This window comes from Neobacillus sp. NPDC058068 (genome assembly GCF_042885335.1).
Lineage (GTDB): Bacteria > Bacillota > Bacilli > Bacillales > Cytobacillaceae > Neobacillus.
On sequence record NZ_JBHVSI010000007.1, the window covers coordinates 101345 to 115889 of the forward strand.

Annotated in this window: 8 protein-coding genes; 5 read left to right on the forward strand and 3 right to left on the reverse strand. The window is 33.8% G+C overall.

The window, feature by feature from the left end:
* Positions 1 to 8: 8 nt before the first annotated feature.
* Genes ACFVSW_RS10180 through drmA form a run of 3 tightly spaced genes read right to left on the reverse strand, consistent with a single transcriptional unit; the run spans position 9 to position 5915 of the window.
* On the reverse strand, positions 9 to 797 hold the full coding sequence (locus ACFVSW_RS10180) for a phospholipase D-like domain-containing protein (RefSeq protein WP_387315364.1): 789 nt from the start codon (positions 795 to 797) through the stop codon (positions 9 to 11).
* Positions 790 to 2604, reverse strand: a complete 1815-nt coding sequence (gene drmB, locus ACFVSW_RS10185; protein ID WP_387315367.1) for a DrmB family protein — start codon at positions 2602 to 2604, stop codon at positions 790 to 792. The genes ACFVSW_RS10180 and drmB overlap by 8 nt, the downstream gene beginning before the upstream one ends.
* Before the next feature lie 2 nt (positions 2605 to 2606).
* A complete protein-coding gene (gene drmA / locus ACFVSW_RS10190; protein ID WP_387315369.1) occupies positions 2607 to 5915 on the reverse strand; it encodes a DISARM system helicase DrmA in 3309 nt (1102 codons plus the stop codon).
* Positions 5916 to 6060: 145 nt separating this feature from the next.
* Between drmA and ACFVSW_RS10195 the strand changes: the two genes are divergently transcribed.
* The 5 genes from ACFVSW_RS10195 to ACFVSW_RS10215 all read left to right on the forward strand — a co-directional run bounded on the left by ACFVSW_RS10195 (position 6061) and on the right by ACFVSW_RS10215 (position 14466).
* A complete protein-coding gene (locus ACFVSW_RS10195; protein WP_387315371.1) occupies positions 6061 to 7878 on the forward strand; it encodes an ATP-dependent helicase in 1818 nt (605 codons plus the stop codon).
* An 11-nt stretch (positions 7879 to 7889) separates the two neighbouring features.
* Entirely contained in the window at positions 7890 to 9341 is a 1452-nt protein-coding gene (locus ACFVSW_RS10200) for a 3'-5' exonuclease (protein ID WP_387315373.1), read from the forward strand.
* 603 nt (positions 9342 to 9944) lie between these two features.
* Positions 9945 to 10145, forward strand: coding sequence for a hypothetical protein (locus ACFVSW_RS10205; RefSeq protein WP_387315376.1), 201 nt, complete (start codon positions 9945 to 9947; stop codon positions 10143 to 10145).
* Positions 10146 to 10759: 614 nt separating this feature from the next.
* Positions 10760 to 12871: an ATP-binding protein gene (locus ACFVSW_RS10210; RefSeq protein ID WP_387315377.1), complete on the forward strand. Its 2112-nt coding sequence runs from the start codon at positions 10760 to 10762 to the stop codon at positions 12869 to 12871.
* A complete protein-coding gene (locus tag ACFVSW_RS10215) occupies positions 12871 to 14466 on the forward strand; it encodes a hypothetical protein (protein WP_387315380.1) in 1596 nt (531 codons plus the stop codon). The genes ACFVSW_RS10210 and ACFVSW_RS10215 overlap by 1 nt, the downstream gene beginning before the upstream one ends.
* Positions 14467 to 14545 lie beyond the last annotated feature (79 nt).

Here is a 14545-nt window from a genome sequence, read left to right on the forward strand (position 1 = left end):
TCTGGTTTTTAGCTTAGCTTGTACTTCACCATTGCTTCATTTTGTATCAATGATCGAAATTGTCTCCACATTATTTGGGATAGTTCATGATTCTCAACCAGTACTCCTGTCTCAATATTTTTTCGGAAACCGTGAAATGTGAAATTGGCAGAAGTAATTAACGTTTTTCGTTGATCAACCATTATCAATTTTGAATGTAAACTAGCCCATTCATTCTCATTTCCTTTCCAAGAATAAAGACTTGGTTTGAAAAGATCGTTGGGCCAAAGATTTAAAATACGATCTAAATTTTGTTCGTTTTTGTGGTAAATAATTTCAATTCGACAACCACGCCGTGCTGCTGCAATAACTTCATCAAAAATAACCTTAAGATATTCCGATTCCAAAGAGAATGTATAACCTACTATTAATATCTCATATTGTGCTGTTTGAAATAAACGTTGAACAGTTTCATATGTTCGGTGAACGATAGGACTCTCGTCAAAACTAGGACCAGTCCAGACGGGTAATACAACAGGTTCCGTTTTCTTTCTTCTTTTGAACATACCGATAGCTACTTTTGCTGAAAGTGCTAAATTAATGGCTGTAATAGATTGGCTTCTTGCAACATTCAGGATATCAAAACACAAATAAGCTAAATCATATGGATAGTCAAGCTGGTGAACAAGTAATTGGATATTATCAATTACTTGTTCACCATAGGATTCCAAAATGCTAATAAAATCTTCTATAGTACCTGTGTTTTTAGACATGAATGCGTCTACAAAACTAACGATTTTGACATCTAAATTAGACATTAAAGAATTCTCTCTTCAGTTCAGACACAGTTGAAACAAGTGTTGATCTGTCTAAATATCGATTTGATTTTTCACAAGATGTTTCTGAAATAAGAAGGCAACTATGACAAGCAGCGCCGTTGATGTCCTGTAATTGGTTTGGATCATGTTCCGAGCAAAGAGGGTCACCAGAGCAATATCCTGCAGCAGCAAGAGATCTAGCCAAAATGGATTCAAATTTTGTTGTTCCACCTAGTTCAACTAAACCTCCAAGACTTCCCTCTGAATCGACTGTTGAAGTATAAATTAAAATCCCAGCCATCCCTTTTTCTGCATTAGAATAAATTCTCTCTTTCAATGCAGAAGAAGAGTAGCCTGAATGAAGGCAAAGTTCTCTAATTAGGGCATGAGAAAGCGAGTGCAATAAAACATATCGTAATCCAGGAAATGGAGGTATTTCTTCTTCTGGTACTCTCCGATCCAAGAAAGATCTAATATGTGCTTGTTCGAGATTCTGTTCATATTTCTCATTTTTGCTAACCCATTTTTTAAGAGCAGCTTCATTAAGTGAAAGAAATATCCCTTCACCATAAGATTCGACTCCTGGTAACCAATCCAATTTTGTGTCACTTAATGGTGCAAGTTGAGAGGTCTCAGATGGTTCATCTTCACCATTTTCCCTAGATAATAGAGAAGTTGCATCAGGAAGAGGATTGATCCTTGTAAATCCTTTTAATACCATTACCTCTTTTAACCGTTTAACTCTAATAAGCTTAGAAAGTAATTGGTCAAATCGTGGGGGAGTAGATTGTATTTCAACTTCAAAATCAGGTTCACTAAAATCATTTACACCTGAAGTAATCGCGTCCCATTCAGGTGAAAGTAAGTCCTCATCAGTTGAATTATTATTTTTTATTCTCTGCGCTATATTCCAAAGGATCTCAGAATCATGATCTTTAAGATTAACATTCATTCCTGCAAAGAGAGTGAACATATCTTTATTATTCATTAATTTCTCATTGTTAATATCTATTTCTCTAAGAACTAATGCTTCTAGTACTTGAGAGGGGTTTGATCTACTTGGAATAACTATTGAACTATCAAGTATTGAAAAGTATAAATTTGAAGCGCCTCTAAGTAATAATTTAGTATCCTCATCACAAGGCTCATCATCCTTATTTTTTAAACCTAGCCAAGGTCGTCTACCTTTACATTTTCCAAGAAGTTTTTCATTTTTAAATGCATCTCCCATAGTACGTTCAATCTCACAAGTTTCACAGCTAACAACTAAATCAGAAATAGAACCACTTTTCCCGCGATCCTCTAAATATAGTTTACATTTTTTATAGTTAAACTCTTTTTTATGAGATGAATGTAGAAAAAATCCCCAAGGAAAGTCATCAATATGGCCATTTTTACAGGCTGTCAAGAATCTAACAGGGTGAACTTTGATCTTTTTACATGATTCATCTTGCCCTCTTTTTTGGTAATTCTGACAGTAGAGTACACCATCATCATCCGTAAAATCCAAGCTCCGACCAAGTTTTCGGCAATTTGGACAAACATAAAACTCTGGAAAAGGATAAGCAGGAAGTGTACCGATGCCATCACTTTCACTTGGCATCGGGATTGATTTAATTTTGTTAATTCTCAACTTCTTTTTTAAACGAGGTTCATCAATATCTTGGGAATAGCGTAACATCACATTCCGATCCCATTTATCGATTCCACCCATAATAACTGAAAAGTCAGGGAGATCGACAATGGCACCAGGTCCAAAGGTTGTAATAACTTGGCTTGGTCTGACTGTTCCTACTTGCTTATACATAGTTAATCTCTCCTTATATAAATGCCAGCAGCGGCTTCAACATCTCTCATTGAGTTAGGAATTTTAAATTTCCCTGATTCTTTTTGACCGAGTGGATAAAGAAGATTGTTCACATCGTCTTTTTTTCTACCATTATATTGCAATTTACTTTGTTCGATTGCTTCTTCCCACTTGTCAAAAAGCTTTTTTAAATCAGCAATTACATCAATATCAGCCCCGTCCATTTTACGAACCCGTTCCAAAAGGATATCTTGGAGGTCTTCTCTCAAATTAGAGACCTCATTATACATGCCAGGAGCAGAGTTTGGTGTTAAATCAGAAAAGCCTAATCTGGCCATTGATATCATGGCACCAGCAAGGCCTCTGTCTCTGGCACGTGAAGCAAATGGTGTTACACTAATTGGCTCTACATATCGATAAAGAGCAGCATGATAACCATAGAATTCTTCATAGTGTGAAATATCTCGTGGCCGTATCCAATTATAGACTGTCAAAACTAATCCGGGATGTGAACGCCCAACACGGCTTGTTGATTGAATGAATTCAGCTGTCGTTTTAGGTTGTCCCGTGACTACCATCAAGCCTAGTCTTGATACATCTACACCAACAGATATCATATTACTTGCTAGGAGAACATCGACAGGTTTTGTTGATCCTTTTTTATAGAACGGTTGCTCTAATTTCTTTAAAATCTTAGGAATCTCGGAAGAATCAATTCGACTAGTTAATTCTGGAACATCCCTATCGTAATCACGTTTCTTGTACGTGAATTTTGGATCTTCAGCTTCTTTACTAATATTCTCAAGTGTTTTCATACGGCTAGGAACGTCATCTTCGATTAAACGGACAGCACCTCCAAGCTCTCTAAGGGAGTTGTAATATCCAACTAAAGTTTGGTAAGGATCAAGTGATATAGCAGTATATTTATCTTCCATGGTTGTTGTACTAGCAAGTAGGTTTGCATAGGTTCTAAGCACAGCAGTCTTCATACTTCGGCCTGGAGCAAAAATTCCAACATAAATACGACCTGGATGTTCCTTAAGATTTCGCTGTTTTGCAAAGAACGAGTCCTTATGTGAAAGACCAGGGCTTGGGAAGATCTTCGCCTTGCGTGAAAATAAGCCTTTAATTTGTTGATCTGCATTTCGTATGGTTGCGGTTGAGGCAACAATCTTAGGCCCGATTTTTTTTTCATTGATATTAACTGAAGATAAATAATCAATTGCTGTTTCATAAAGGCCTACCATAGTTCCTAATGGACCAGAAATAAGGTGTAATTCATCTTGGATAATGAGATCAGGTGGATGAATTTGTTCCGTATTAGAAATAACTAAATTTCCAGAGACAGCCTTAACATTATCATTTTCTTCCTTACTTGAACCGTATGATATAAACCCCCAATTCGGAACTTCTCCTTTTACCTTACCAAATAGGTTCTGTGTTTCTGGTTTCCATGGCATGCGAGCAAATTTATCAACTGTTCCGATAATCATATCTGGTAACAATCGATATATTTCTTCATCAGTAAGTACGACAGGTATTCCTTCAAGAGAATTAGACATGTTGAATTCACAAGATTTATCTGGGCATGAGATAAATAAACGTCGCTTAACACTATTTGGTTTATATGCTTTTCTAAAGATGCTAGGATTATCTTCATCAACTAAAGTATGACCACACCATGGACATGTCACTAATTGAACAGGCGACCCTTTTGATGGATTTACGGGATTCTTCTTCCTTAGGGCATCGATTGTATCTGCTGCATCAGTATATTTGTTAGGGACACTTTTCTCACCTACCCACAATCCAATCCTAAATGGGGTATTTCCTAAAAGAGCTGTGTCTTTTTTGCGTAAAAATTCACATGCACAAATCATAGCTGCTGCACGTTGGAATTGTTGAATAGTAAGAAGTCGTAATGTATATCGCATGATGACTGATACTCCAACATCAGTTCTTAGTCCTTGGACTTTCTTCATTCGCCGTAATCCTAATGTGAAAGCAGCTAGTCCTAAATAAGCTTCTGTTTTACCACCGCCTGTTGGAAACCATAACAAATCCGCAATATCTCTATCTGATGATTCTGGATTAATCGTGCCCTCAATATTTTGCAAAACAAATGCAATCTGGAATGGGCGCCATTCTGTTTTAATATTATCGGGAGATACTCCTTCAATGGCTGATACAGTTTGGATTCGTTGCTTTGCCATAACTGAATTCATAAAAATAAAAGATTTAAAAGCCGTTTTATCATCACATATTATTTCCAAACCTTTAATAATTCGGGAATATGCTTCAGTACATCTTGCCATATGTTTTTCAGCGGTTTGTTTGTATCTTTCCTCGAAGTTAGGATGACTAATTTCTATTTTACGCTCGTTAATCCATTTAAGATATTCATTACATAATGGAAGAAGGGCTCCTTTTATAGCTTTACCCGAAGTCATTTTTGCAAGTTTTCCCATATCTAGTGTACCGCCTTTGTCCCAATCTGGTGGTATTACCATGGGAATCTCGTAGTATGGAATAACTTTTGTATATAATTTTCCAGCTCTTGTGGTATCTTTACTCACTTGATCCCAGTTAACAGATATACTGTGTCCAACTGCAAACACTGATTCAGTCCTATAAAGTAAATCATTTGATTCAGTATCAGAATCACGATATTCTTCAATCCCAGCAGAAAATGCATTTCTCTCTATGAATGGTTTCTCACCGTCTATTGCCTCAACTATTATTTCGGGTTGGAATACACATTTATGGTCAATTTCATGGTCATCAGGATGCTGTACATCACGGTTGACTAAAAATATACTCACAGCAATTTTTTCTCCATATGGTCTTGCAAGCCATTGGAGAAAAGCTTTTGGAGTTTTCGGTATTTGTTGTTTTGAGCTTTTTCCAAGGTTTTTTGAGAAGTTGATTTCATATTTTTCTAATGTGAAAGATTTTCGTTTCCAATCTCCTTTCTCATCACCAAGGTCCTCGTACATCCCTAGATTAACAGTAACATTTACATTAGGCTTATGACGGTCTATTAAGAAAGATAAACCAATAGCAGAAGGATTCATTGCTTTTGATAAGGGAGCAAGTGTTTCGATCTCCTCACGGTTCGTATCTCTGCCCTCTGAGGTATTGTTTTCATTTTCTTCATTAGCCAGATGTGAATTAATAGGCCAAAGAATGCCCGTTAAATATCTTTGAAGGGGTTTTTGTTTGATAATTTCTTCGGGGTATTCTGGTCCAACTAGTTCAGTAGTCAAACGTTCAAGTAGTTCTTTTCGTACATCAACCTTATCATTAATCATATTGTCGCCCCTTATTAAATTATTACCTATAATAATATCGTAAATTATTAATAAATTGAACTGAAGTATAAAAAATTTGTAATTAATATGGTAAAATAGTTGTACTATAGATTAGTATATAAGGGTGATTGACATAGACAACATCATGAAAAGTCTTAATGAAGAACAAAAAAAAGCTGTAGAGTCAGAATATAAATTTTTACAGGTAGCAGCCGGACCAGGGACTGGTAAGACGTCAACAATAGCTGCAAGAATTTTAAATTTGCAATTTTCTTATGGATTGCAAAAAAACGAAATATTAGCAATCTCCTTTTCTAAATCGGCAAAACAACAATTAATACGTAAAATGCAAGCGTATACAGAAAAGCTTGGATTTGGAAGCGTAATAGAAGTGTTGACGTTTCATAGTTTAGCTCATCGAATTATTCGATACGGTGTACACCACGGGGAATCAAAATTTAAAAAAGGGTTTCAAACTGTTGATACAATGAGTATTTTTCAAAATACCCCATATTTAATTAAAGATTTATGTAGAAAGTATAGGGATAGAGATTTAGTAGGGAAAGCTCTGGCAAAAGCACTAAACATTGTTAGACAAGGGGATCATGTGGATCATACTGTTTATCAGACTTGGATGGAACTAAGAACAAATAAGTTATTTAAAATTGATATAGATGCTTCAGAAAGAGTTATTATTAGTGCCGAAGATTTAATTGAATGTTGGAAACGGTTTGATCGGTTAGAGAAAGAAAAAAATTTGACAGATTTTCAAGGATTAATTAGTGAGTCTATTCAACTATTAAAGAAGCGTTCAGACACCTATGAGATGGTAACTAATGGATTGAGACATATTCTAGTTGATGAATACCAAGATACCTCACTTTCACAAGAGGATCTACTTTTTTCTCTAGCCGGTGATACGAAGGATATTACAGTTGTTGGAGATAAAAACCAGACTATTTATACATTTAATGGATCCAATGAAACTAATCTTGATCGTTTTATTGATCGTTGCAAAAATTTTGAACTTGGAAGCTCAGAAACGATCCAATTAAATAAAAACTATCGATCAACACCTGAAATCATTCAGTTATCGAACTACTTTATTGGAAACGAAGTTATTAAAGCAACTAAGGGGAAATCTTTAGTTAACCCTGTCATTGTTAATGCTCATTCTACTAGACTGGCTAGTTCATATATTGCATCGGAAATACAACTTTTGTGTCGTAAAGAACAATATGAGTATAAGGACGTTTGTATTTTATTTAGAAAAAATTCAGAACATGCTCCACAAGCGGATGACGTAATCAGTGCACTTGAGGAATATGATATACCATACCAATATGTTTTTGTCAAAGTAGAACAAAAATTTGATTTAGAGTCAAGTATCCAAGAGCTTAGCGATAATTATCCCGGGCTTCCACTAGATGAGATTTTATCAATGGTCCAAGCAAAAGGTGATGCCCATACTGATTTGGTAGAATATCTAAAAAACGGAGTTGAGCAAGGTGTTGATGATATTGAGGAGTTGTTAGATTTACTGTTTGAGATAAAAGATGTTTCAGCAGATTATTCAGAAAACAAAGTCACAATTCAGTCAGTTCATTCCTCCAAAGGGCAAGAGTATCCGATTGTATTTATAGTTTATTTAGGTGATCAACATTTTCCACATGGTAGTCATCCAAATATAGAAGAGGAGAAAAGGCTTCTATACGTAGGAATAACAAGATCGATGGAAAAGCTCTATATTCTTGGTCGACATGGTATTCATTTTAATGACTTTTTGGGGAAATGTAGAAATAAAGATACGGAGTATTTAGTTTATAATAGTGATAAAAAAGAAGTATTAGGATCAGAACTTTCTCAAAATGAAGTTATACTTATAAGAGAGACTGATAAGGCATTAAAAAAACAAGATGCAATTCAAAAGAAAAAACTAGAAGATATGATGGCCGATTGGTAGGGGGAAATTAAGTGAACCGTGATAAAGTAATTTTGACAGAAAAACAAGAACAGTGTGTTAGATTTAAACCAGAGGGTTCCTTATTGGTTAGAGGAATACCGGGTAGCGGAAAATCAACAATTCTTCTTGCTAGAGCTCAGTATTTAAGAAAAAATCATCCTAATGAATCGTTAGTAATTCTAACGTTTAGCCGGCCTTTAACAAACTATGTGAAACAGCTCTCTCTCAAAACTGGAGAGGAAGAAATTGAAGCTAAAACTTTTCATCAATGGGCCCAAACTCTTATAAAGGAAACCGATTATCCACATACTCGGTTAAAACTAGGTGCCGATCGAGAGGAAGTTGTTAGATTTGCAATAAATATTATAAAAAAAAATAGTGCAAATGCATTGTTTCCAAATATGAATGTGAAAAAGAATGAACAAGTTGCTCTTGTAAAGTTTCTTTCTGATGAAATTGAATGGATTAAAGGAAGCGATATAAAAAGTAGAACTGAATACATGGACATTAAGCGGTCTGGTCGAGGGACAAAAGTTCGTGTGACGAAACAACATCGAGACACAATATATGATGTATTAGAGAAATACAATGAGTTATTGAAAAATCATCGACTTCATCAGGGGATCGATAGTGAAGATTTAGCTAGAATTATTATTGAAAAAATTGATCAAATACCTCAAAGTGTATTAACTGATCATATACTAGTTGATGAGGCACAGGATTTACATTCGATTCAATTACGGTCTATTAATATAGTAGCTCAAAAAAGTTTAACAATTGGTGCGGATAAAGGTCAGCAAATTTTTCGACGTACCTTTACTTGGAAAAAAGCTGGGATTGAAGTTCTTGGAAATCGGAGTAGGTTTTTGGATGAAACATTTCGTTCTACTAAACAGATTGTGAGATTAGCTAATAATTTTCAAGAGAATGATCATCTTTTTACTATAGATGAAGAATACATTAAAGCGAAAGAGCCAGAAATAGAAGGGAAAATCCCTGAATTATTTCTTTGTGATAATAAGACTGAGGAAACTGAGTATATCCTATATCATATCAAAAACCTACGTGCTTCTTTTCCAGAAGATACAATTGGTGTTATTATCAATTTTAATTGGGAAATCGATAGTTTTAAAACAAAAATTACAGATGAAGGGATACCAGTTTTTAATTTACGGGATGGCGAATCCGATATGATTGCTCCAGGTGTGAAATTAATTACATATCAATCCTCTAAGGGACTTGAGTTTGATCACGTAATTGTAACTGGTCTAAAGGAAGGAAAAATTCCATATAAGAATATTCCTCCAGGTGAAGATGAAGAAGAGTTTCTTTCAAGAGAACGAAAAAAATTCTACGTTGCAATGACACGTGCCAAAAAGACACTATTAATGACAGCATCAAAGCCCTATTCACCATTTATTTTTGATTTGGATACCAATTTATATAAGATTGTTAGAAAATAAAAGTAAAAGTAGGACGTTCTTTAGTTTGTTACTTAAAACGTCCTTTATTCAGTATCAATCAACGATATAATTCAATTATAGGTGGAATTATTGTTCATGTATATTTAGATAGGACATACTGTCCTGGTTTCACCCCAGTTTACACTTGATGTTAATGCCTATCAATTGAAGAGAACCTTAGATACTTAATTCAAATAATGGAAGATTTGATTTATTCAACAAGCAATATGGACAGTTTGTAGAATTGAGAGAATGAAAAATTACTATTAAAACTGGTCTTTTAATATTTTTTAGGGATTACTATATGAACTTGCGATAAAAAAGAATAGAGTAAGTAAATAAATCTTCTACATAAAGGCAAATATCGGTTCCGATAATAGTTTTTATTTGGGAAATTTTAAAATTTATAAATATTTAACATTACATTCGGCTACCACTGGAGTGATATATGGAGGAATACACAAAAAGGAGTTTTAATTATTAACAGTCGTACTTAGTTTTATTTTACAAGGCTTGCTTTAACCGAAAATGCACTCGATCCTAGACCACAATATAATCAGTAGGGACTCCGAATGGAAAGATATACACATGGACATACAGTAGTTGCTGCTAACTGGGCGTTGGGGGGAAATCTCTGTTTTTGCCAATGCCTTAGCCAATAAGGGCTATTATACAATAGACCTTTGGAAAACCACTTCGAATAATTATTTAGATTTACACGGCTTCAATGTGTTCATCAGAGGAGGAGCAAATATTCCTTACAAGGCATCCGAGCATGCTACGGATGATCCAATAAGTACATAATGGAAGGAGTAGCTTATTTATTGTTATCATTATTATGCAGAACGCAACAAAATCGTTTGGACTCTATGGAGGTCTATATTGGCTAACGTGCGGTGCCTATTCCAATCATATTAAAGGGAATACAGAGGAGGCATCTTCTCAAGCCATCCATACTGTTACGGGCTGCTATAATTCAATCTTTCTCTGATAATTTTTTTTGCAAGGACCGAGGACAGCTATCTTTACACATTTACAGAATGCAGTTCTTCCATTGATGGTGAAGTTTTGAGAAAAAGATTAATAAGGTGTTAGACAATAATATTTTTGCAAATAGAACTATCCATTAGTAATAAAGAAGATGGCTTTTTAGCTTTTAGAAGTTTTACGGTGGAGAGCGATATAGCGAAAGCTAGTACGATTCGATCGGGGAATTTTATGAGTATAAATTCCCAGCAATATCTTATACTAAGAGGATTTTTAAAACATAAAATTTATTCTCATTGTAAAGTTTTTACTATAATATTAAGATATTAATATGCATTGTTGCGGAAAAACTGAGCTTTTTATCCTTTTTCCTGCTTGAAAATTCTATTTATTTTGAAAATTCGACAAAATATTCAGTAGGGGGTTCTATAATGTCAGGGGATCTTTACTTTAAACCTAAAGCAAGACTTATGAGTCAATTAGGAGATCAATTAATTAAAAATGAGAGCATTGCACTACTTGAGTTGGTGAAAAATGCTTATGATGCTGATGCTCGTACAGTAGAAGTGACTATGAATAATATTGATCAGCCGGAAATCGGTATTATAATAATTGAAGATTCTGGAGAAGGAATGGATTACTCGACAATTAAAAATGTATGGATGGAGTTGGGCACAGATAACAAGAAAAAGAAACTTGAAAAAATGATTAGTGAAAATAAAAGAAGTCCATTGGGTAGATTGCCAATGGGAGAAAAAGGCATTGGTAGGTTTGGAGTACATAAGCTTGGTCAAAAGATACATTTAATAAGTAGAAGAGAGAATTGTAATGAAGTGGTAGTAGACATAGACTGGTTAAAGTTTGACAACTATGACTATCTAGGAGACGTCCCAATAAATATTATAGAACGTATTCCGGAATATTTCGTTGGTGACAAGACTGGCACACGTATAGTTATAACAAATTTAAAATCACAATGGTCACGAGGAAAATTGAGAGAAGTTTATCGATCATTAAATACTTTAAATTCTCCGTTCGAAAGTCTGACTTCATTTGAGATTAAGTTTAATACTAATCATCAAGAGTGGTTAAAAGGATTACTTAAACACGAGGAGATTGCCAATTATGCATTGTTCGAAGCAAATATTAAACTTTCAAAAAGCCAAATTTTACGATATGACTATAGCTTTAATCCCTGGGATTCACTAACAAAACTTGATAATCGAGAAAGCCTCCGAGAAAATATTGAAATGGTGATAGGAGAGGGCCGAGGGAGAAATAAGAAACTAATACCAATCGATTTATCACAACACAATATTGGAGATGTAACTATTAAATTATTGATTTTTGATTTAGATAGTAAAGTATTATCATATGGTGTACCTGATAGAAAGGGTTTAAGAGAATATTTAAAAACTAACGGTGGTATTTTTGTATACAGAGACGGTATAAGGATCTATGAATATGGAGAAAAAGGAAATGATTGGTTAGGGTTGGAAGCAAAAAGGATTAATGCTCCAAGCATATCGTTGAGCAGCAGTATTGTGATTGGAGCGGTATACTTGGATAGAAAAACAAGTTCAGGCTTAGAAGAAAAAACAAATCGAGAAGGGTTTGTTGAAAATCAAGCATTTGAAACATTTAGAAATGCCATTGTTTTTGCTATTGAAAAAATTGAGAGAGAAAGAGCTATTGATAAGGAATTACTCAGGAAATTTTATGGGCATACCAATAAATCTGAGCCAGTAATGGCTGGAATCGAAGATATTAAAAAGAAAATTAGTAAGAAGATAACTGATGATGATCTTCAAAAAGAGTTATATAAATGCTTGGATAATATTGAAAATGATTATAAATATATAAGTGATGTCTATATTAGAAGTGCTACTTCAGGATTAAGTTTAAGTATTGTTGTACATGAATTGCAGAAAATAATAAGTGAATTAGAGCATGCAATAAAGCAAGAAGTAGCCTCTACTCATATTAAAGCGCTAATAAATGACTTAGCAAAAGTTACAGATGGATACGCATCAATAATTAGAAATCAAAAGAAAACCATTGGTGACTTAAAGGATGTATTACGTAATGCACTTTTTAATGTCAAATATAGACTCAGGGTTCATAAAATTGACATAATTGATGATTTTTCTAACTATCAAGGTAATACAAATGTTAAGTGTGTTGAGAATCTAATTCTTGGGACTTTAATGAATCTAATTGACAACTCAATATGGTGGACTGAGTATACAAAAATACCCCAAAAAAAGATTTATTTAGGTATATCTGATGATGCTTTAGAGGGGTATAAGTCAATAGTATTAGCTGATAATGGAAAGGGTTTCACCATACCAACAGAACAAGTAATTAAACCATTTATATCTGATAGACCAGGTGGAATGGGTTTGGGATTGCACTTGGCTAATGAGGTAATGAATTCACACGGTGGAAAATTAATTTTTCCGGACAATGGAGACTTGGAATTGCCTACTGAATTTCAAAATGGTGCGTTAGTAGTTCTTGCATTTAAGGAGGCAATTCAATAATGATTTTACCTAAAAATGGAAGCGTGGTTATTGTGGATGATATGTATAAGGAAGCTCTTCCACTAATCCAAGTACTTTCACAAAATGCTGTACCTGTGTATTATTTTGATGGGAAAAAGAATATGCCCAGTGAACCATTGAAAAATATTAGATTGTTGTTTTTAGACATGAGATATGCTGACGGGGTTGCAAATACTAAAGATACAATTAGTACTTTAATGTCAATAATTGAGTGTATCGTTCACAAGGATAACGGTCCTTATATTATTTTAGTGTGGAGTAAACATGATGGAGAAGATCTAGAGGTATTTAAAGAAGCAGTAAAGAACGATGATGGAATTATCGTTAAACCCCTTACTATTCTTAACTTAGAGAAAAAAGAATGTTTTGAAACTGTCCATAATGTAAATGAAAAAGTCCAAGAATTTTTGGAAGCATTAGATGAAATTGCAGTAACAAACGAAACCGTTGCTAGTAAACTAGAACAATCTACACTAAGGGACTTAAAAAGTTATGCAAGGGAAAGTAATAAAATTCTAAAAAAAGATGGACTTAATATTATACTAAACAAAATTAAAATAGAATTAGATACCTTAGGTTGCTTTAATTTGTTTTTTTTATGGGAGAACATTGTGAATGATGCGTCTGCTGGGATTATTAATAGTATATCTGGAAATTTTCAAATAGAAGAGAATTGGAATGATAATATCAATTCGATACTATATAAAATGGCTGAAGCCAATGCAGGTGCCCCAAACTTAATAGACCAAAAGGGAGAGTTAATTAATGAACTTGTAGTTAAAAATGTGTTATACAGCTTCAATGACATTCTACCAGATGAGATAGGTAATATTTTAAATGGATCTATGTATAACGTTGAAAATATTATAATTAAACAAGAAAAGACGCTATCTCAAATTAAAGAGGGTGGCCTTTTACATCATTTGGAGAAAGATAATAATAAATATGCATATTTCCAGGATGGACAGTTAAAAAAACAATTCAAATCAATATACGACCTTTTTAATAAAGAGCACGATGACAAAGACAGTTGTGTGAATTTAGGCAAAATACATATTGATAGAATTGCATTCATAAATAGTAAACTACTATTACAAACAGTTCTATCAGATTCAATTCAACCTGGTAATGTATATTTACATGATGGTAAGCTTGAGCGGATCGAACTTGTTTTGAATGAAATAATTGATACTAAGAAATATAACCTTAATGATGAAAAATTGAAAGAAATCTATACTAAATGTAAATTCCTTGAACTGGAAGTATCCCCATCTTGTGATTTTGCACAGTCTAAATGGAAAGTAAATAGAATATTGCCTGGGGTTGCAGTTCCCTTCGAAGAAGGAGAATATTTGAAAAACCAAGGGGAATATTTTTATACTTCACCAGTGGTTAATGTGAATGATAAAAATTATTATATGCTATTTAATATTAAACTATTTTATTCAGTAGACTTTAATTACCTTAAAGCTATTAAGCCTGTCTTTATGTTACGGAGTATTTTACAGATAGAGATAAAAAATAGATTGTCTCAACATTTCCTTAGAGCTGGAATTGTAAATCTTAATCTGTAAGTTTTTTGCACATTTAATTCTGAAATATGTATGTCAATTTCCAATTAATAATGTTGGATTTCTTTTAACAGTAAAAGCC